General features: G+C 66.0%; 15 protein-coding genes. 6 read left to right on the top strand and 9 right to left on the bottom strand.

Annotation, left to right across the window (positions count from 1 at the left end):
• From F8M74_RS07665 to F8M74_RS07645, 5 genes are all read right to left on the bottom strand, one after another.
• A complete protein-coding gene (locus tag F8M74_RS07665) occupies positions 1-3144 on the bottom strand; it encodes an efflux RND transporter permease subunit (RefSeq protein ID WP_141252969.1) in 3144 nt (1047 codons plus the stop codon).
• Positions 3141-4574 (bottom strand): TolC family protein, encoded by a 1434-nt coding sequence (locus F8M74_RS07660; RefSeq protein WP_228559359.1) that lies wholly within the window; start codon positions 4572-4574, stop codon positions 3141-3143. The genes F8M74_RS07665 and F8M74_RS07660 overlap by 4 nt, the downstream gene beginning before the upstream one ends.
• A 224-nt stretch (positions 4575-4798) precedes the next feature.
• Complete coding sequence (locus F8M74_RS07655) at positions 4799-5224, bottom strand: hypothetical protein (RefSeq protein WP_228559357.1); 426 nt, start codon at positions 5222-5224, stop codon at positions 4799-4801.
• A gap of 160 nt (positions 5225-5384) precedes the next feature.
• A complete protein-coding gene (locus F8M74_RS07650; protein WP_141252968.1) occupies positions 5385-5936 on the bottom strand; it encodes a hypothetical protein in 552 nt (183 codons plus the stop codon).
• A complete protein-coding gene (locus tag F8M74_RS07645) occupies positions 5923-6456 on the bottom strand; it encodes an RNA polymerase sigma factor (protein WP_141252967.1) in 534 nt (177 codons plus the stop codon). The genes F8M74_RS07650 and F8M74_RS07645 overlap by 14 nt, the downstream gene beginning before the upstream one ends.
• A gap of 878 nt (positions 6457-7334) precedes the next feature.
• Between F8M74_RS07645 and F8M74_RS07640 the strand changes: the two genes are divergently transcribed.
• Complete coding sequence (locus F8M74_RS07640; protein WP_141252965.1) at positions 7335-8747, top strand: aminotransferase class V-fold PLP-dependent enzyme; 1413 nt, start codon at positions 7335-7337, stop codon at positions 8745-8747.
• Between the two features lie 26 nt (positions 8748-8773).
• Here the strand turns inward: F8M74_RS07640 and F8M74_RS07635 are convergent, their stop codons facing one another.
• Positions 8774-9799 (bottom strand): aldo/keto reductase, encoded by a 1026-nt coding sequence (locus tag F8M74_RS07635; RefSeq protein WP_141252964.1) that lies wholly within the window; start codon positions 9797-9799, stop codon positions 8774-8776.
• A gap of 501 nt (positions 9800-10300) precedes the next feature.
• Between F8M74_RS07635 and F8M74_RS07630 the strand changes: the two genes are divergently transcribed.
• Both F8M74_RS07630 and F8M74_RS07625 read left to right on the top strand, forming a co-directional pair.
• Entirely contained in the window at positions 10301-11386 is a 1086-nt protein-coding gene (locus tag F8M74_RS07630) for a glucose 1-dehydrogenase (RefSeq protein WP_141252962.1), read from the top strand.
• A gap of 152 nt (positions 11387-11538) precedes the next feature.
• On the top strand, positions 11539-13383 hold the full coding sequence (locus F8M74_RS07625; RefSeq protein ID WP_141252961.1) for a glycoside hydrolase family 15 protein: 1845 nt from the start codon (positions 11539-11541) through the stop codon (positions 13381-13383).
• 339 nt (positions 13384-13722) lie between these two features.
• Here the strand turns inward: F8M74_RS07625 and F8M74_RS07620 are convergent, their stop codons facing one another.
• Complete coding sequence (locus F8M74_RS07620; protein ID WP_141252959.1) at positions 13723-14622, bottom strand: LysR family transcriptional regulator; 900 nt, start codon at positions 14620-14622, stop codon at positions 13723-13725.
• Positions 14623-14738: 116 nt separating this feature from the next.
• Between F8M74_RS07620 and F8M74_RS07615 the strand changes: the two genes are divergently transcribed.
• From F8M74_RS07615 to F8M74_RS07605, 3 genes are all read left to right on the top strand, one after another.
• Positions 14739-15689: a pyridoxal-phosphate dependent enzyme gene (locus F8M74_RS07615; protein ID WP_228559355.1), complete on the top strand. Its 951-nt coding sequence runs from the start codon at positions 14739-14741 to the stop codon at positions 15687-15689.
• Positions 15690-16584: 895 nt separating this feature from the next.
• Positions 16585-17160: a class I SAM-dependent methyltransferase gene (locus F8M74_RS07610; RefSeq protein WP_141252957.1), complete on the top strand. Its 576-nt coding sequence runs from the start codon at positions 16585-16587 to the stop codon at positions 17158-17160.
• A 215-nt stretch (positions 17161-17375) separates the two neighbouring features.
• Entirely contained in the window at positions 17376-17894 is a 519-nt protein-coding gene (locus tag F8M74_RS07605) for a hypothetical protein (RefSeq protein WP_141252956.1), read from the top strand.
• A gap of 202 nt (positions 17895-18096) precedes the next feature.
• Here F8M74_RS07605 and F8M74_RS07600 read toward each other — a convergent pair whose 3' ends face one another.
• On the bottom strand, positions 18097-19572 hold the full coding sequence (locus F8M74_RS07600; RefSeq protein ID WP_228559372.1) for an Ig-like domain-containing protein: 1476 nt from the start codon (positions 19570-19572) through the stop codon (positions 18097-18099).
• Between the two features lie 147 nt (positions 19573-19719).
• Positions 19720-20268 carry a helix-turn-helix transcriptional regulator gene (locus F8M74_RS07595; protein ID WP_141252955.1) on the bottom strand — a complete coding sequence of 183 codons (549 nt, stop codon included), beginning with the start codon at positions 20266-20268 and terminating at the stop codon, positions 19720-19722.
• Positions 20269-20933: the final 665 nt, after the last annotated feature.

Below are 20933 nucleotides of genomic sequence, written 5' to 3'. Positions count from 1 at the left end.
TCAGGCAGCTTCCATGGCATGGTGTTCACTCTCCACATCGGTAGGGTCAAGAGACCGGGACGTCGTAGGGACCGCGTCCTGCGCCCAGGCGAACGCGAGCGGCAGGCCGAACAGCACCATCAGCGTCGACGCGCTCAGGCCACCGATCACTGCTCGCGCCAGGGGGGCCATCTGGTCGCCGCCCTCCCCATGCCCGATGGCCATGGGCAGCATTCCCGCGAGCATTGCCAGCGTCGTCATCAAGATGGGGCGCACGCGCAGCGATACGCCTTCGAGCGCGGCGAGGGGCGCGTTCGCGCCCGCCTTCCGGCGCTGCTCGGCGCTCGCCACCAGCAACACGCCGTTGGCGATGGAGACACCGACGGCCATGATGATGCCCATGTAGGACTGGAGGTTGAGCGTGGAGCCGGTGAGTCGCAGGGAAATGACTGCGCCCAGCACGACGGCCGGCACCGCCGTCAGGACCACGGTGGCCAACCGGAACGACTGGAAGCTGGCCGCGAGCAGCAAGAAGACGACCAGGACCGCGACTACCAGCCCGTTCGCGAGGCTGCGCATGGTGTCGTCGAGGACGACGGAGAGTCCCGCCATCTGCACGTTGACGCCCTTGGGCAGCTCGCCCATGGATGCAATCGCCGCCTGCACGTCGCGCCGGGCCTGCGCCAGGTCCTTGCCGTGAATATTCGCGGTAACCGAGGCGAACGCCATGGTCCCCAGGTTGTGCGTCTCCCCGTACGCGATGCCAGGGGTGATGGTCGCCACGTCTCCGAGGACGGGGCGGGTCGCGTTCTTCAACAGCGGCACCTGCGCCAGGTCCTGCTCGCTGTTCAGCTCGCTCGCGGGCGTCTGGACCTGCACGTCGTATGCGATGCCCATCATGCCCTCGACCCACATGTTCTTGGACGTGTAGCGCGAGGACGACGTGGACGCGGTCAGGGAGCGCGTGACGTCCTGCATGTCGATGCCCAGCTGGGCCGCGCGAATCCGGTCCACCTCCACGTTCAGGGCCGGGTAGCGCAGCGACTGCTGCACCTGCTGGTCTCGCAGATAGGAGATGCCCCGGAGCTTCTCGAGCAGCATCCCCGCGTATTTCTCGTTGACCTTCTTCTTCATCCCGGAGAACCGGACCTCGATGGGATACAGCGCGCCCTGACCGAGAATCTTCTCCGTGATTTCCACGGGCTCGAACGCGACCTGGACATCTGGCATCGCCTCGCGCACTCGCTGCCGGATGCGCTCCTTCAACGCGTCGATGTCGCCGACGCCACCCTCGAAGGCGACCTGCAGGAGCGCCTCGTGGGGGCCCGCGTTGTAGAGATAGATGGGGCTGATGGCGAACGATGAGGGGTGCTGGCCCACGTAGGCCGAAGAGATTCGGACCTTCCCGGCGCCCACGACTTCTTCGACGAGGCCCATTGCCTGGTGGACGACCTGCTCGGTCTTCTCGATTCGGGTTCCCTCCGCCGCGCGGAGCCGCAGCTGGAGTTGGCTGGAGTTGACTCTCGGCAGCACGTCCTTGCCAATGCGCTGGAGCGAGACCACCGCCAGGACGATGAGGCCTCCCACGCCTGCCAAGACGAGCAACTTCCTGTGCGGCAGCATGCGCTCGATCACGCGGCGCACGCGCCCAGGGGGGAGGCTGGCGCCCTCACCGCCCGGGGGCGGGCCGTGCTGCTTGAGCATCCAGTTCGCCAGCACCGGCACCAGTGACTGCGAGAGCAGGAAGGAGACGACCATCGAGCATCCGATGGCCAGCGCGAGCGGCCGGAAGAGCGCCCCGGGGATTCCGCCCATCGTGAGGGCGGGCGCAAAGACAGCGAGGATGCACAGCAGGATGAGCAGCTTCGAGAAGGCGATCTCCAGGCACGCGTCCCACACCGCCACCGCCACCGCCTTGCCGCGGTGGAGGTGCTGATGGATGTTCTCGATGGTCACCGTGCTCTCGTCCACCAGGATGCCAACTGCGAGCGCCAGGCCGGCCAAGGTCATGATGTTGATGGTCTGGCCAAACAGCTTGAGGAACAGCACGCCGGAGATGATGGCGATGGGAATCGTGATGATGACGATGATCGCGGAGCGCATGTCACGCAGGAACAGCAGGACCATCAGCCCCGTCAGCACCGCGCCGAGCACGCCCTCCGCAATCAGCCCCTTCAGGGCCCCCACCACGTAGACGGACTGGTCGAACTCGTAGGAGATGTGAACGTCGTCGGGCAGGTTGCTCTGGATTCGGGGGATGGACTCCTTGAGCTGCTGTACCACGTGCACCGTCGAGGCATTCCCCGCCTTGGCGACGTTGAGATAGACGGAGCGCTTGCCGTTCACCAGGGCGTAGCCGGTGGCGATGTCGGCACCGTCCTTCACGGTCGCGACATCCCGGACGTAGACGTTCGCCACCGAGCCCTTGAGGAGCGGGATGTTCCCGAAGTCCTCCACGGCGCGAAGGGTGCTGTTGGTCGGCGTGATGTAGGTCATGTCACCGACGTGGACGTTCCCGGAGGGCGCCGTCACGTTCTGGCGAGCGATGGCCTCCACGACCTGTTCGGGCGTGAGGTTGTGCACGCGCAGCTTCTCCGGCTCGATGTTGATTTCAATCGTGCGCGGGCTGCCGCCGAACGGGGGCGCCGTCGTGAGGCCGGGGATGGAGATGAGGAACGGCCGTGCGGTGAAGTTGGCGATGTCCTGGAGCTGGTTGTTGGTCTTGCTCTCGCTGCGGAACACCAGCTGTCCCACCGGCTGCGACGAGGCATCGAAGCGGATGATGAAGGGGGGAGGCGCGCCGGGGGGCAGGAACACCTGGGAGCGATTCGAGAGCGCGTTGATCTCCGCGACCGCTTGCCCCATGTCGGTGCCTTCGTAGAACGAGAGCTTCATCAGGGTCAGGCCCTGGGTGTTCTTCGTCTCGATGTTCTTGATGCCGTTCGTGAACAGCATCATGTTCACGTACATCTTCGTGAAGTACCCCTCCATCTGTGCTGGCGTATACCCGTTGAAGGTATGCGCGATGTAAACGACAGGGAGGTTCATCTCCGGCAGGACGTCGACCTTGATATCTTTGGCCGCACGCACACCAAAAAAGACCATGGCGACGACCAGCACGAGGACGGTGACGGGCCTTCGTAAGGAGACCTTCAGGATGCTCATTGCTTCTTCACTCCACGGACCTGCTGCAGGAATTCGTTGAGGTCACCGGCCGCGGCCGACTTGAGAAGAAGGGCTTGCCAGATGCCGTTCTGGGCGAGCTCGAGGTCGACATCGGCCCGGGTCGCGGAGAACGTCGCCTGGGTGAGTTCGACAATCGTCCCGAGCCCACTGTCGTAGCGGGCCTTGCTCTGCTGGAACCCCTCCGCGGCGGCGTCCCGTTGCAACACGGCGTGGTGGGTCACCTCTCGCGCCAGGGAGAACTTGTGCTCGGCGAAGCGCGCCTGGGCAACCAGCTCCTGGGTGGCCAGCTCCTGCTCCTGGTGGAGCGCGCGGGTACGTGCGTCCTGCGCTGCCTCGCTGGAGAAGCTGCGCAGCACGGAGGTCAGGTTCCAACTCAATCCCAACCCGACCATGGTGTTGCCCCGATCGATGCCGACCCCGCCGAGGTACCCGCTCGAGAACGCGCCCTGGTCCTGCGCGTAGTTGGAGCGAAAGCCCGAGCCGCGCCCCTGCAACATGCCGAAGGCGAAGAGCGTGGGCAGGCCCTCGGCCGCGGCCACCTTCCTTTCCTGCTCGCCGCGGCGGACCTTCCCTTCGTGCTCCGCGAGGACGGGATGCCCGGGCGCGACGTGCGCTGGCGCGCCGGGCTCGGGCGTCGACTGGTGGAACGTCGGCTCAAGCTGGAACTCGCGATACGGAACGCCCATCAGGACCGCAAGCTCCTTCGATGCCAGGAGCTCGGCGTCATAGGCCTTGAGCTGGAGGGACCTGGCGTTGGCGAGTTCGGCGCGCGCGAAGGAGACATCCACCCCGGGGACCAATCCGTTCTCGGCGTGGCTCTGGACGGACTCGAGCACGACCTCGAAGCGTGCCACGCTCTGCTTCTGGATGTGGGTGATGCGCTGAGCGGTCGATAGGTTGAGGTACGCGTGGGTGACGCGAACCTCATGCTGGAACCGCGCGAGCTCGAGTTCGCGCTGTTTCAGTTCGTGCGTCCTCTCCGACAGCTCAATCTGCCGGTCGAGACGGCCGAAGGTGGAGACGTTCCAGTGGACGAGCACCGAGTACAAGGCGCCGAACGCCGCGTTCCAGTTCTGCTCCGGCAACGGGAGACTGGTCGATGCATTGGAGGGGCCGCCAGGAGAATAGAGCGTCCCATGCAGGGCATTCACGGTGCCGAACGTCTGCTGCGCCGACAGCATGACGTCGGGGAGATAGCTCTTCCGGATATATGACACATCATGCTCGGCCGCGTCGCGACGAGACTGCTTCGCGCGGATGTCACCGTAGTTGTGAAGCGCGGTGTCCAATGACTCGCGCAGGGTCAGCGTTTGAGCCGGGGCTTCGGCCGGAGATAAGGCAACGGCGAGCACGGCGCCGAAGCCTGAAATGGCGGCGGCGCCACGCGAGAGCAATGCAAACCCGAACACGACATCTCCTTGGTGATTCACGCACAGCGACGAGGTGCGCCGAGTCTGCCGTCCGCGGATGCGTGCGAGCGAACTGGCTGACTCGACGTGTTCCTAGGCGCGTCAGGCGTGGAGCGTGACACCTTGAGAATTGTTGGGGTCCGACGGGGGCCGCGCTGCGGGGGCTCACCAAGCCGCCCGCGCCATTCGTGGGCGGCGTCCGGGACTTCCCAGCGGGGGCTGACCTACCGGGACGCCCCCGCAGCCTGACGCGAGTAGGCGGCGAAGGTCTGGTCGTTCTCGAAGTAGAGCGCGGAGTTGTCCTGGGTGATGCCGATGACGGCCGTCGCCTTGTCCACGGGCCGCTGACTCACCGGGTCAGTCGCGGTCCGGAACGTCGCGTTATTCGCGAGCCGGTCCTTGCACATCTCGCAACAGCCGTAATACGTGCGCCCGCTGACCTCGACCGGTATCTGTGGCCGGCCCATGTGCTGGTCGTTCACCATGCAGACAAGGCTGCGGTCCGTGACGAGGGTGAGGTGGCCTTGCTGCCCCGCACTCTGTTCAGGGACTGGAGGCGCTGGCGTCATCTTCATGGTGGGCGTGGCCTGCTGTGTACAGGCCCCCGCGAGCATCATCAGTCCTACTACAGCCCAGATATTGGCTCTCATCGTCATGTCTCCCTTTGAAGGGTCTCCGCCAAGCCGGAGTTCACGATTCTCGAGCGGCCGAACGCCTCATGACCTGGCGGAGGCCAGGGCTCCGAGGGAAATTCGGGGCGATGGTGCGAGTCCGCGCCTCGGCGGGCGTTCGAGAATCAATCGCGTTTGTTCAGGAGTCATTCTTTCCGAAAACGCGGCGCAAGAGGCCAGGAACAATCCCTGCTCCGAAGCCCATGCCAAGGCCGACGACGCCCGATGCGCCCATGCACGCGCAGCCCATGGCGCCGGTAAGTAGCGCGAGCCCGGAGGCGGAGACCCAGAACCAGGGGCCCGCGCGACGCTGGAGGCTGACCCCCGACACCGCCATTCCCGCGACCACACCGCCGAGCACACACGCAGGGATGCACAGGTAGGAGCAGTTGGCTGTGCCACAGGTGTGCAGGGCGCCGGTGCCGAGCGCGAGCGCGAGCGGGACGAGCCCCGCGATGACGCCAGGCAGGAACGCCTTCTGCGGATCGCGGCCGTGCCAGAGCATCATCGCTCCCATGAGCGCTGTCGCCAGGCCGAACGTGAGAGGTGGCGCGGGCCGGCTCGCGAGAAGGGCGGCAATCGCGGTGACGACGACAATCGGGAGCACGCCCACGAGCGCGCGTCGCAGCCTCGCGAGCTCGTAGGTCCGGCGCACCCGTCGTTGAAGCAGTTGGATGTCAGTCGAGCCCATAGAGCCTCCTGAAAGCCTTTCGGAGCCGGTCCAGTGCGCGCTCACGGCGCTTTCGCAGCGTGGCGCCAGAGACCGACGCGGCCTCGTCCCAGAACGTGGCGATGAGCACCTCGCGGTCCAACTCCGAGAGCTCTCCCAGGGCGGCCATCGCGGCGGCGGTCAGGTCCCGCTGGAGGAACTCCTCCTCCGCGTGAGGTCCGGCGCACGAGGGCATGGCGTCCGCGTGGGATTCGCGCCGGCGATCTCGGCGGCGCGCCAGGGTCCGGCACTCCCAGCCCGCGATGGCGAGGGCCCAGGGCATCGCCGGACGGGTCTTGTCGAAGTCGGAGGCGCGTTCGAGAATCTTGTGCATCGCTTCCTGACCCGCGTCAGCGGCGTCTGCCTCGTTCCTGAGCAGGCTCAGGCATAGCTTCTGGATGGGGCCCCAGAGCAACTCGAAGACACGCGTGAACGCGACCCGGTCGCCCTCGGCGAGCCGTGCCATCAGCGCATCGAGTTCAGAGACCGTGCGCACGCTCATGCTGAATGCTTCCGGTTCAGGCCCGCACCTCGAGGGAAGTCACCCTGCTCCCCTGTGAATCGGTCAACCCAGCGACATCGGGGCACGAGCAGGAGCCCTCCGGCCCGCGCAAGCTACCTGTTCCTGCTCCGTCGCGAAGTCAACAGCGGTATGCATCAAGAAGGTCCTCTGGGACGGGCCTCATGCCGTCCTCGCCCCTTCTAGGCGGCACGGGCGATGAGCGTGACAGGCCTTCGTTCGAATTCCCCGGACATGGCGCAAGGCGTCCCGTCACCCAGGCGCCATCCTGGCAGAGGCCCGGACCTTCCCTCCCAGGGCATCCAGGCCCAAGGGGGGGGGAGCGCCCCTGTGCCAGGGAGCTGGGGCACTGTCACGGAGGGGAGCGGTCGATTTCCTGCAATCCTTCCGCTAGCAACAACCCAAACGTGGGTGCCCACGACGGACAGCGCCGCGTCGAGCCCGAGAAGGGCACCACCTCCGCCGCGCCCACTTCCAACGCCACAGGCGCCCAGAAGGAAGTCCAGTCTGCGAAGGCCCGGCTCGACGACTACAACCGCTGCCACCCTCATCGCGGATTGAAGATGATGTCACCCCGCGAGTTCCGTACTGCCAATTTCCAAGCCTGAGCTGTCCGATTTGACGGGGGCAACTCCAGGGGGCCTGCCCCAAATTCGGTCGCTGCGTCATGGGGGCGCCAAGGCCACTTCATGCAGTGCGTCCTTCGGCGGGTGGGCCTACGACGCTCCGGTGTGAGGACGAAGACTCGGGATGGGGACCGGCATATGTCCGGTCCCCGACTGGCGAGGTGTCCTGCGGGAGGATGTCCCAGCGTCGCAACCAGGTGCACGGTGGCTGACCCACTCCTTCCGGATCGCCCCATGTTCAAAGCCCCCAATTCCGACGTGGTCGCCAGCGCGGCCGAGTCCGTCGACAGCCGCCCCCTCCTCACGTCGCTGTCCGACGTGGGGCTCCTTTCCAAGGAGCGAGGACGCGCGCTGACGGACAAGCTGAACCGCTTCTTCGAGGCGGTCCGTGCCCCATCAAAGAAGACCGACGAGGCGTTCTGGACGGCGTTCCAGCAGGAGTTCGGCTTCGCGACGGTCGCGCCCTCCGAGCGCGTCACGCCGATGAACGCCGCCAACCTCTGCCCGGAGCCCACGGCGCTCATCGAGTCGCTCAACGAGCTGCGCCTCGAATACAACCTCAACGTCTCGCAGCAGATGCGCACCGCGCAGGGCGAGCGGGTGCTCCAGTTGGAGCGGACGCGCAAGAGCCTGGCCGCCGGCCTGGGCCTGAGCGACCCGACCGACCTCGCCATCGTGCGCAACGCCACGGAGGCGAACAACGCCATCAATTGCGGCTTTCGGGGCTGGAGCGCGGACGGGAATGACACCGTGGTGATGTGGGCGGAGAACCACCCCACCAACCGCGAGGCCTGGAAGATGCGAGCCGAGTGGCCCGGCGGCCCGACGCCCTTCAAGGTGGAGGAGGTGTCCTTCCCGACGAACGCCCCGGAGGCGGACATCGCGGCGGCCTTCATCAATCGAATCACCGAGCGCACGCGCTTCGTGACATACACGGAGACGGCCAACAGCAATGGCTTCCGCATGCCCGAGTCGGTGATGCGCGCCATCTGGGAACACGTGAAGACGAACCGGCCGGACTGCCATGTCCACATCGATGGCACGATGGCGTGGGGCGCGCGCCCGCTCAACCTGGCGAACGCGTACTGCCACAGCCTCGTCTCCAGCGCTCACAAGTGGTTCCTGGGGCCCAAGGAGACGGGCATCCTCTTCATGCGCAATGAGAAGGCCCGGAACTTCATGCCAAGCATCTTCGGGTACGACTACCGCATCGTCATCGTGCCGTACCGGGAGCTGCCGGAGAACGCGCTGAGGTTCGAGCTCATCGGGCAGCGCGACGACGTGAACATCATCGCGCTCGACCTCACCCAGATGATGTGGACGGTCCTGCAACCGCGCAGACCCCACGAGCGCATCGCCCAACTCGGCCAGCACCTCATGTCACGGCTCCAGAAGTCGGGGAGCCGGTGGAAGCTCGTCACGCCAAGCGACTCGGCGCGCAGCTGGGGAGTGGTGCGCGTCGAGGCGCCGAAGGAGCACCGGGAGAAGACGCTGTACGACTGGCTATACGAGGACCCGCGCTACCGCATCGCGGGCTCCGGGGACCACATGACGTTCCGCCTGTGCCCGCACATCTACAACACGATTGCAGATGTGGATCGGGCCGTCGATGGGATGAATGCCTGGTACGAGGACAGGCATTTGTGATGGGCGCAGGATGCTCCCAACGTGGCTCAGACGGACGCCCCTGGCCGCTCGCCTGATTCTTCCGGACGCTGCTCCGGGGGCGCCATGAACTCGGGGCCTACGGGCTCGGGCACGGACTCGTTCACCACCGAGTCCGTGTACGTCAGGGCCTCGTCGTCGAGTCTCCAGCCAATCACGTCCCGCAGCGGCTCCAACTCGCCGGGGTGGCGGGCTCCCCACAGCGCCACTGTGACGCCGGGCTGGTCCAGCACCCAGCGGACCGCGAACGGGAGCACGCCCTTGTCGTAGCGCTCGCGCGCGAACTGCGCGAGCCGCTGGACGGCCTGCAGGTACTGTGCGTAGCGCGGAGGCAGGAACTTGGGGTCGGTCTGTCGCAGATCGTCTCCTTCGAACCGGGTGTTCTCGTTCATCGTCCCGGTCAGGAGTCCCCGGCAGAGTGCGCCGTAGGTGAGGGTAGCCACGCCATTCGTACGGCACCAGGGGATGATTTCCTCCAGGGCTTCCCGCTCGAAGAGGTTGAGCGGGGGCTGCGCCGAGGCGAGCGGCGCCACACGCCGGAATCGCTCCATCGCGTCGATGGAGTAGTTGGAGACGCCGATCGCGCGGATCTTTCCGGCGCGCTGGAGGTCGAGCAGCGCCTGGGCAGTCTCCTCATAGGGCGTGGAGAAGTCCGGCCAATGGACCTGGTAGAGGTCGATGTAGTCAGTGCGCAGGCGCCTCAGCGAGACCTCGAGCTCCTGGATGACCTGTTGTCGCGATGAGTTGCGGATGACTCCGTCCCCGCGCCGCTCCAGGCCCACCTTGGTTGCCACGACGACCTGCCCACGACCGCCACGTTCGGCGAGCGCCCTGCCCACGACCTCCTCCGAGTGCCCGAAGCCGTATGCCGGCGCGGTGTCGATGAGCGTGATGCCCAGGTCGAGCGCCGCGTGGATGGTCCGCACCGACTCGTCGTCGTCGGTGCCGCCCCACTGTGACCCGCCCATGGCCCAGGTGCCCAGGCCCACGCGGCTGGCAGGGGCCGAAATGCCGAGAATCGATGCGTACTCCATGGCTCTCCTCCGTGTGCGTATTGCTGCCCTCATCGGGGGGCGGCGCGGCCTCGGGGCTGGCGTTCAGGATGGATGGTGCATCGGCGGTGTCGCTCCGCCGCCCGTCGGCAGCGCCTTGATTCCCCGCTCGATCGTCGAATTGCAGCCGTGGGTCGTTGATGCGGGCGCCACGAGCGCGTCCGGGACCTCCGGCTTGACCAGGGGGCTCGCACGTGCGGATGCGTGCCCGGCCGGTTGGCGGGGGCCTCTTCGGGTTTGCATCGTTGTCCCACCATGCCTGGCTGCGAAACGCCCCTTTCGTGTCATTCGTCGCCCTGGCACATCGGTGTGCACCGCGCACCTGCGAATCAAGCTGTCGCCTGACAGGGGCAGGGAGCCGACTCGCACTGCCCGGCTGACGAGGGAGTGGCACTGCCGCACGGTGCGGCCGTCTGGCCCCTGCTTTCCGTCGCGAGGGCGTGCCTATTTGAAAGACATACCCGTCATTGAGCGAGGTGCGGCATGCATGCGGTGGCAGTGTTTCCAGGGACGCGCGAGGTTCGCCTCGTCGACCCGTCGGAGCCTCGGCCCGTGACGGGCTCTCAGGTGCTCCTGAAGGTCCTCGAAGTGGGCATCTGCGGCACGGACCGGGAGATCGGTGCCTTTGAATACGGGACGCCTCCTCCGGACTCCGACCACCTCATTCTCGGGCACGAGGCGCTCGCGGAGGTGGTGGAGACGGGCCCGGACGTCACCCTGGTCCGCGAGGGAGACCTCGTGGTCCCCACCGTTCGCCGTCCCTGTCCCCATGCGCGCTGCCGTCCCTGTCGCGCGGAGCGTCAGGACTTCTGTGTCACGGGGGATTTCCGGGAGCGGGGCATCAAGGCGGCGCACGGCTTCCTCCGGGAGTGGGTGGTGGAAGAGGAGGAGCACCTGGTCGTGGTGCCCCGCAAGCTCTCCGACGTGGCGGTGCTGGCCGAGCCGCTCTCCGTGGCCGCCAAGGCCGCGGAGCAAGTACAGGCCATCCAGCGGAGGCTGCCCTGGGAGCGCGCACGCGTGCGAGTCCTGGCACTTGGCGCCGGGCCGGTGGGGCTCCTGGGCGCCATGAGCATGGTGGTGAACCACTTTGACACCTTCGTCTACTCCCTGGAGCCCGCGGCCAGCGAGCGCGCGAACCTCATCCGCTCCTTCGGTGCCACCTACGTCTCCGGACAGGACGTGCTCCTCGGGGAACTCGGAAAGAAGATCGGGACGTTCGACATCATCTACGAGGCTGTGGGCGTGTCGAAGGTCGCGTTCGCGGCCCTCGATGCGCTGGGGCCCAATGGGCTCTTCATCTTCACCGGCATTCCCGCGCACGGCGGCCCGAACCCCGTGGATACGGACACCCTGATGCGCAACATCGTGCTGAGGAACCAACTGCTCCTCGGGACCGTGAACGCGAGCCGGAGCGCTTACGAGCTGGCGCTCCGCGAGCTGGAGCAAGCGATGTTTTTGTTCCCGCAGAGCGTGCGCGCCCTCATTACCCATCGGGTTCCCATCCAGGAGGCGCCCGCGCTCCTCACGGGACCCGGTGGCATCAAGCAGGTGGTTCAGCTGGCTTCATGAGTGAGGAGTCCTGGGGCTCCGACCCGGGGCCTGCTCCGCCGCCGGCCCGGAGCCTTGTGATGGCGGGCCGACGCGGCTGAGGCCCACTCCTCTGCCCGGGCGCGCTGGGGCGGAGCGTTGCGCGAGCCCGCCTCACATCCCAATGTCCAGGCATGTCATCCCCCCTCGAGCACTACGGCCTTATCGGCGACCTGACGACCATTGCACTGGTATCACGGAGCGGCTCCATCGACTGGATGTGCCTGCCGCGCATCGACTCCGATGCCTGCTTCGCCAAGTTGCTCGGCACAAACGAGCATGGCTACTGGGGCCTCCGGCCCACAGTGGAGGTCCGGACCGTCCAGCAACGCTACCGGCCGGAGACGTTGGTGTTGGAGACGGAGGTGACCTGTGACGGCGGCCGGGCGCGCATCATCGACTTCATGCCTCCGGGGGAGACTGAGCACGACATCATCCGCATTGTCGAGGGGCTCGAAGGTGAGGTCCCGATGCACTCCGACCTCAGGGTGCGCTTTGCCTATGGCAAGTTGACCCCCTGGATTCAGTGCAACAGCCACCGCGCTACCCTGACCTCGGGGCCAGACGCGCTCGCATACAGCAGCCCGGTTCCGCTCGTACCGGACTGGGACGCGTCCCGCCTGGAAGCGGACTTTGTCGTCCGCGCCGGTGAGCGGCTCCCCTGCTCGCTGACGTTCTATGCGTCGCACATGGCTGCGCCGGGGCACCCTGTCGATGCGGAGCGGGACCTGGCGCGGACTGAGCAGTACTGGCGTGAATGGGCGAGCCGGTGCCGATACGAGGGCTCTTTTCGCGACGCCGTGGTCCGCTCGCTCATCACCTTGAAGGCGCTCACCTATGAGCCGACCGGTGGCATCGTCGCGGCACCGACCACGTCGCTCCCCGAAGAACTCGGCGGAGTCCGAAACTGGGACTACCGCTACTGCTGGCTTCGAGACGCATCCCTCACGCTCGAAGCGCTGATGCGAGGAGGCTACCTCGATGAGGCGCGGGCCTGGCGCGACTGGCTGCTGCGTGCCGTCGCGGGCGCTCCGGCTGAGGCGCAGATCATGTACGGCGTCGCCGGCGAGCACCGTCTCCCCGAGGTCGAGCTGCCATGGCTTCCCGGCTACGAGGAGTCCCGGCCGGTGCGCATCGGAAATGGCGCGTATGGCCAGTTCCAGCTCGACGTCTATGGTGAAACGCTGAACGCCATGTACGAGGCGCGCGCGTACGGGGTACCGGAGGCCGGATCGCTCCCCTGGGACACGCTGAAGGTGCTCGTCGACTTCGTGGAGAAGAGCTGGCAGCGTCTGGACGAGGGCATCTGGGAGATCCGCAGCAAGCGCCAGCTCCACTTCACGCACTCGAAGCTCATGGCGTGGGTAGCGGTGGATCGAGGCGTCCGCTTCGTCGAGCAGTTCGGTGCCAACGCGCCGGAGAAACTGAAGAAGCGCCTGCCCCGCTGGCGCGCGCTGCGCGAGGAGATCCGCGCCGACATCCTGGCGCGTGCCTACAACTCGCGCGTGGGGGCCTTCACGCAGTCCTATGGCTCGGACGCCCTCGACGCGAGCGTGCTCCTGATTCCGCACATGGGCTTCCTGCCTGCGGATGACCCGCGGATGTTGGGCACTGTCGCCGCCATTGAGAAGGGCCTCACCAAGGCTGGGTTTGTGGAGCGCTACGTGTCCGAGACGGGCGTGGACGGACTGGCGGGGCATGAGGCCACGTTCCTCATCTGCAGCTTCTGGCTCGTCGACAACTACACCATGGTTGGCCGTCTCGACGAGGCGGGGGCGCTGTTCCAGCGCCTCGTCTCCATCCGGAACGACCTCGGGCTGCTGGCCGAGGAGTACCACCCCGGGCTGCACCGCCAGCTTGGCAACTTCCCACAGGCGTTCTCACATGTCGGGCTCATCAACAGCGCCGTGTTGCTGGAGGCCAAGCGGGCAGGGCGGGACGTGTCGTTCGCCGCCATGGCCGCCGCGAGCATGCACTAGGCGCTCGAGGCGCAACCACTCCCCAGCCCCACTTTAGCCAGGGCAGGTGTCGCCTGTGTCAGGAACGCAGTCGACTCGGCTGACGTGCCAAGCTGACCACCCGAAGGGGGCGAGCGCAACGCACCCGCTCCCCCCACCGCGCGGGCTGGCACACTTCCGCCTGGAGGTCGCTATTGGCCGGGCCTTTTCCATTGCTACGACGTACCCGGCCTGCCTCACACGGACAATGACTTGGAGCACCTGTTTGGCAGTTGCTGCTACCACGAGCGCCGGTCGTCATCTTGTGCCCCACGTGACATGCAGAGCGTGTCGATGTTGCGACCTCCAGTGGGGGCCCGCTCATGTGTTAGCGGCCGTGCGCAGCGCCGCGAGGAATTGCTGCACGACCGGCGAGTCCGCTTGGCCGTCGTACACGAATTCGACGTCGAAGCGGCCGTCGAGCTCGTCAATCGCGACCAGCCGCACCGTGCGCGGGCACGTAGGTGAAATGCTCTCCGGCACGAACGCGTAGCCCATTCCGGCTGCGACGAGTCCGATGAGCGTCGGGATGTCGCTGCCGACCTGCGCGATGCGCGGCGTGAAGCCGGCCCGTCGGCACTGCTCGAGCAAGAACCGGTGATGCGCTGCGGACCGTAGTGGGTCGAACCAGACGAACGGCGCGCCTGCGAGCTCGGCCAGTTGACGAGGCGCGCGGAAGCGCTGGCCCGGCGTGGATAGCATCGCGAGCACGAATCGGTCGCGTAACAGCCGCATGCCTGACAGATGCGGTGCCTCGCTCTGTCGCCACGCCATGATGCCGCCATCGAGATCGCCGCGTGATATCGCAGCCGCCTGCTCGGCTGATAGCATTGGCGTGATCGACAGCATGACGTCCGGACAGGCGCTCCGGAAGGCCTTGAGAACGTTCGACACCATCGGCAACGGGAAGTAATTCGGTAGCACGCCGAGACGCAGCTCGCCGAGCTGGCCGGCCGCGCTGCGCAGCGCACGTTCGCGGCTGCCCTGCAGCTCGGCGAGTAGGCGCGTAGCGTCCTGCAGGAAGCTCGCGCCGGCTGCTGTGAGTGCGATGCCCGTCGAGCGGCGGATGAGCAGCGGGGTGCCGACCGCTTCCTCAAGCTCGCGGATCTGCCGGGAAAGCGCGGGTTGCACAATCCCGACTGCGCGGGCACCGGCCATCATGCTGCCGGCCTCAGCGACCGCCACAAAGTAGCGCAGATGGCGCAATTCGACCTGTCGCACGCGATGCCTGTCCGTTCCGTCGATATACCTATGAGGCATGACGGGATGTACTGAAGAGTATTGGAAAGTATGAGGGGGCGCAGCTTAGGTTGTCCAGTGTCACGACAGCTGTCCACATGTTGCGGACGTTTGTCGCACTTCGTTATATGCCACTCCATATCCAGACCCCCTACATCCGTTCGCAAGCTGCATCCCGCCGGCTCGGCAAAGACGTCCTGTTCAAGCTCGAGGCGATGCAGCCGTCCGGCTCGTTCAAGCTGCGCGGCGTCGGTGCGGTATGTGACGCGCGGCGCGCGGCAGGCTCCCGTCGCTTCGTGTCGTCGTCGGGCGGCAATGCGGGCATTGCGGTCGCCTATGCTGGTCGCGAACTCGGCGTGCCGGTGCTCGTCGTTGTTCCGGAGAGCACGTCCGCGCGCGCACGCGACCTGATCCGTCTCGAAGGCGCGGAGTTGATCGTCCACGGCGCGTCTTGGGCAGAGGCGAACATGTTTGCGCAATCCGTGATTCGCCCTCATGACGCGTTCGTGCATCCATTCGACGAGCCAGAGCTGTGGCAGGGCCATTCGACGATGATCGACGAGATGGCGGCAGCCGGACCGAAGCCCGACGCGGTCGTGCTGGCAGTTGGCGGCGGTGGGTTGCTGTGCGGCGTTCTCGAAGGGCTGGCTCGCAACGGCTGGTGCGATGTGCCGGTTGTCGCGGTCGAAACCCAAGGCGCAGACTGCTATGCGCGTTCGATTGCGCAGGGTCGGCCAGTCGAATTGCCTGCGATTACGAGTGTCGCCACGTCGCTCGGCGCGAAGCGGCCTTGCGACGCGGCGCTTGAGTGGGCGACACGCCATGCGGTCGAGAACATCGTTGTGTCCGATGCGGCAGCAGTGGCCGCCTCACTGCGGTTTCTCGACGAGCACCGGATTCTGGTGGAGCCCGCGTGCGGGGCCGCACTGGCCGCGCTCGACGCGACATCGTCGGTGCTTGCCGCCGCGTCACACATCGCGGTGATTGTCTGCGGTGGCGCCACGGCTACGGTTGAGTATCTGCAGGCATTGAGCAGCCGGGAGCGATGACAGCGGGTCGAACGTAACGCCACGGAGGTTTCTCTCCGATACCAGCCAGTACAACTTGGGGGGCACGGCACCGGGCTCCTCTCAAAGCAGCGCTGGTTGATGGCACGACGGCGGGGACCGTCGCGGTCCGCTGGTGAGTGACGTCCTTCTTCGGCCTGGGGGCCGCCGGGTATGCCGAGCGCTACGACAGCGCGCCGCTGGAGGACCCGGGCCGACGCAATTCATGGCTCGCCCTGTTTCTTCGAGGGCGATTCCGCCACGGAGCAACCGGATTCAGGGGTGGAATAGCCACTCCGGCCATTCCTTCACTCGACAAGCCTCACATAGCCTTGCCGAAACAGGGACCACGTCCCTCCCTGTTGGGTGGGGGACTCGTACTGATTGAAGAGATCCGCGTAGGTGCGGTCCGCACCGTTGTTCTCGGCCGACATAGAGAGCCATGCCAGCCCCAGAGGGAGTCGGGTCACAGGCGTCAGCTCCGCGGGTAGCTCGAACGGCGTGAACGATGTCATGTAGCTGGGGGCCGTCAAGCAAGCCAGAGGGTGCATGGACTGTCGAGCCGTGGTTCGCTTCGCTCGTAATAGCAGCACTGGCGCCCAGCCTGCGTCGAACGGGTGTGGTCGATGCGCACCACCGCCGCGTGGTGTGATAGCCGTACGCCGCCGCCGATGGCACTCGTGCCACCTGCCATCCGCGCTGCCCGGGTGCCATCTGCGTCTACCTGGGGCATGACGAACCTGTGCGACCCTGCGCGCCTCGCTCACTCGCATTGACGCGCCTTCCAACGTGGCCTCGCCGCACGCATGACGCAGCGCTTAAATTAGGAAGGCACAGGGTAAGCGCTCTCCCGTTCTCGCGTGCGGTGCGTGGACGACTCTCTGGAGGAGGTTGACGAGTGCACGAGTACGATTCGATCGCGGACTGGTATGCATCCCACCGCGCAGGCCACATGGGCGTCCCGGAAGTGACAGCGCTCGCGGCCTCACTTCCGGCCGGTGCCTTGGTGCTGGACGTCGGCTGCGGCACTGGACTGCCGCTGACACGGGTGCTGCTGGAGCACGGCTGCCACGTGATGGGCGTGGATAGCTCCCGCGAGCTGCTGGCGCGATTTCGAGTGAACTTCCCCCACGTGCCGGTGATCTGTGCGCCCATCCAGTCGTGTGAGCTTCAGGCGCGGACCTTCGACGCCGCGATCGCGTGGGGGGGCCTGTTCCACCTGCGCCACGAAGAGCAGGAACAGGCGATCGCCAATATCGTCAGGGCATTGAAACCTGGCGCCATGTTCCTCTTCACCTCGGGCGACGCCCACGGCTCCATCGACGGCGAGCCGATGAATGGCGTGCCGTTCCGCTATCACTCGTACAGCGTCGACGGGTATCGCGACCTGCTGCGCGCGCATGGACTCACGCTGGAAGCGACGCACACGGACCCAGGCGGGAACGTCTACTTCCTGTCGCTCAAGACTGGATAAGGTGGCTTCTCGCCATCCGTGACACCCTGGCCCGAAGCGTTCCTGATTGCGGCGGCCTTGGCTTGTGAATCGAGTTCGAGGGCACGGCCCGAAAACTGGGCAGAAACCCATGCCTTTCGCCCACCTTGGTCAGCGCGAGGCTTCTCGGTGGAAGTCCTTTCTTCGGGCCTGTCCTGACACGCTTCCAACATTCGGGGGGTAGAGTCTGCGGCCCCATGGTGCCCACTCCCTCTGGACCTCCTGTTGCTCGCGCCTCCTCGCTCCGGTTGACCCGGGCGACCGCCACCGCCTTGTCGGCGATCCTCTTCGTCCTGGGCTGCGCCCAGCCCGCCCTCGTCCTGTACAACACCGGGACGCGGCAGGAAGACTCGATGTGGGGCGTGTCCCTCCTCCTCGTCGGCTGGTTGGGCGTGTTCGTGATGCAGTGGGGCTGGTTCGCAAATCCCCTGCTGCTGCTCACGCTCGCCCTGCTGTTGATGGGCAAGTACCGGGGAGCCTTCTGGGTAGGCGTCGTGACGGTGCTCGTCGGACTCTTCACTTTGTCCTGGTACCTGCACTCCATCCCCGCGGACGAGGCCGTTAGCCCGGACCGGCAACTCGAACTGCTCTATCCGACCCTCGGATACTTCTTCTGGATGGGCAGTCTGCTGGTGGGACCCGTCAGTGCGTCCATCCTCGCGAAGAAGGAGGCCGAAGCGAAAGCCGCCGCATCCCGTGCCCCCGTGGCCGTCTGACTGCCCCCTCGCGGACTTCCCCCCTGTGTCAGGGAGGTTGTCGCCCTGGCAGGGTGGCAGAGCCGATGACGTCCCCTCGGGGCCGGCGGGAGTTGAGCGAAGCAGATTCCAGACTCGTTGCCGCCACAGTAAGGCGGTGGCGGCAACGAGCGAGGGACGGAGACCATCATCCGGTCCCACGCCCCACCTCACGCATCAGGGCTCAAGGGCCGCACTGCGCGGGGCCTGAGTTATCAGAGAACACGTTCCCCAAGCTCGGCGCGGTGAAATCCGTGGTGAAGGTGTCATAGTTGGGGGTTTTCGCGCGAGTGATTCCGCACCCCATGGAGTGACGAAGCGTGGTCTGGGTAATGATGGGACCCTTGTCAACGATTACCCTGACGTTCGCGTTTGGGTTCCCATCGCTCGCGTGCGAGCCGCCGTACTCGACCACGGCCTGCGTCAGCTTGCTCGCAGCCGTCGCCATCTCGCCGAACACAAGGCCCTGCCAATGGCCAGACATGGGGAACTCCGCGTCGGCCGTCAGCGTGATGGGGACCTCGGCCGTTCCCTCGGCACGCAGATTTCCACCCTCTCCCGTGCCGATCTCGAAGTAGCTCAGGCGACCGAAGCGCAGCGTGACTCCCGGGCTCAACGTCAGCGTCGGAGTGGTTGCGCCATCGACATAGACGGAGTCCTCCATGGCGTAGGGGACGCCAACGTTGACCCAGGTCTGCGAGCGGTCCACCTGCCCGCCCGGCGACCGGATGACGTTGCGTCCGTTGGACATGAAAACACTGTCACCCGGGAGGCTTCCGAGTTGGTTGACTCCCATGTAGATGGGGGCATTCGCCACGTCCGTCACTGTCAGCCCCATTGAGTTCGAGCCGAAGGCACCTTCGTGCATGAACGTGATGCCCTGGGACGCGCTGTGCTGAATCGTCACGTCCTGAAAGTTGGGACGCACGGTGCTTCCACTCACGATGATGCAGGCATCGTTCGCGGCGCCGTAGCCCGAATTCGAACCACAGTACTCAACGACGGCGTGGGAGATGCTGCTGGAGGTGGCCCCTTCCAAGAAGTACACGCCCTGCCACTGGCCCGGAGCCGGCGAGTCGGCATTCGTGGTGAAAGTCACCGGCTTCTCCGCTGTCCCCTGGACCCGGAGCGCCCCGCCCTCGCTGCCGTAGCCAATCTCGATTGATGCGCCATGCTCAAAGCGGATGTTGCACCCCGCTTCGATGGTGAGCACCGGGGTGCCGGGACCCGCAACGACAATGTCATCAAGGACGATATGCGGGTTGTCCACCTCGCGCCACGTCTCGCTGGTCAAGATGCTTCCGTGTGGATGAATGGCCCCCCGAACCGTTAGCGTCAGGTTCCCGCTCTTGTTCCCCGATGCAGCGGTGACCGTCGCAGTCCCTGCCCCCATTCCCGTCACCGTCCCGTCCCGCTCCACACGCACGACGGAGGGTTCGCTCGAACTCCAGGTAACGTCGTCAAGCACCACCGGCTGGCCACGGCTGTCCCGCCCCGAGGCGGTCAACGCGAGCACTTCATTGACAGCGAGAGTACTCTTGCTCCCCGCGACGGTGATGGTGGAGTCCGTAGGCGTGGGCCTGGGAGGGGGAGGATCATCTCCCTTGCCAGGTTCGGTGCCACAGCCAGCAACGAAGAGGGACAAGAGCAAACAACACATACGAGAAGCGCGCATGGCACTTCCTCCAAAGGGTGAGTATTGCGCGCATCCGTATCGGTGCGGGCTACGTGGGAACTCAAGCCCTATTGGACCTTCCATGCGGGGCGTATCAAGGCGGCTAGTGGTTTTCCACGAGGTGCAAGTCTCTCAGCCCTGCGCCCCCCAGAACGCGGCGATCAACTGGGCTCGGCTCTGGTTGCCAGACTTCTTGAGGATGTCGGTGATGTGTACCTCCACCGTGCGCTCGGCGCACCGTAGGCGGTTCGCGATGTCCCGGTTCGAGATTCCCTGCGCGACCAGTTCCAGGACCTCGGCCTGGCGGGCCGTGAGCGTCCCGTGCCAGGCAAGGAGCCGTCTGCGAGCCCCCGTGGAGCTCCCGCCTCGTGGCGTTCTCAGGAGTGCGCTGACCTCCGCCTGGAGATGGGAGATTCGCTCCAGCATCAGCAGGTGGGCCTGACTGGCCACCTCGCTTCCGAGAGCGAAGGCCGTTCGGGAGGGCGGGAGCAGGAACCGATAGACGGCTCGACGCGGCGCGAGCTCCATCTCCACCTGAGCCCGGGGCAGGCCGATGAGCCGTGGCGAGTTCGCGAGCGAGGCGCTGCAGATGCGGAAGAACGCCGGCGAATCGCGCCAATCATCTGGCAGCGAAAGTTCGAGCTGGAGCCGATCCGGCCCGAGCAGCTTGCTCCGGACCATTATCCGAGGATGCGCCCAACTCCCGACGGAGATCACCAACCGGAGGAGCTGAAGAGGCGAAAGTACCCTTCGGGCCACCGCCAAAATCTCGGGGGTTTGCTCGTTCACCGCCAGTGCGAACTGCTCGAGGCCCCCCAGCGGACTCCATGCTTGTTCGATCCGGTCGTTGAATTCGCAGAAGGAATCCCAACTGACTCTACGAAGCGGTCCGGTCAGCTCGCGCTCCTCGACGGACGGCTTGCCCAGGAGCGTCGCGCGAGGGACTCCATGGCGTTCGGAGACGTACAGCCCAGCCTTGATGATAGAGATAGGGACGTGATTCAAGACGAAGAGCTGAGCGTCAGTCTCGGTTCAGAGAAATGGGGGCACCCTATTACTCCCCGAGGGACTCTACAAATTTGTGCGCCCCCCAGTGCCCGAGATAGGTAAGCGTTCAGGGGGGCTGGGCGGTTGAAGAAGGAGCAGGCGCGCAGTCGGCGGGAGGCTTGTCGCTCGCTGACGCGGCGTGGGACATGAGACACGGCCTGTCGAGGCCGAGGTCGACCCCAAGGATGCGCGCATCGCGGAGCTCGAGCGTCAGGTCATTGTTGGGTTCCCCTCTCACGCGATGGCGGCATGCGAGTGCGGCGCTACCAGTCCGTGGAATTGCCGCCGCTCAAGGCCCA

The organism is Myxococcus sp. CA023 (assembly GCF_010998615.1).
Lineage (GTDB): Bacteria > Myxococcota > Myxococcia > Myxococcales > Myxococcaceae > Myxococcus.
The sequence above is the reverse complement of the archived record's forward strand: the minus strand, read 5'-3'. Positions and strand labels throughout refer to the sequence as shown.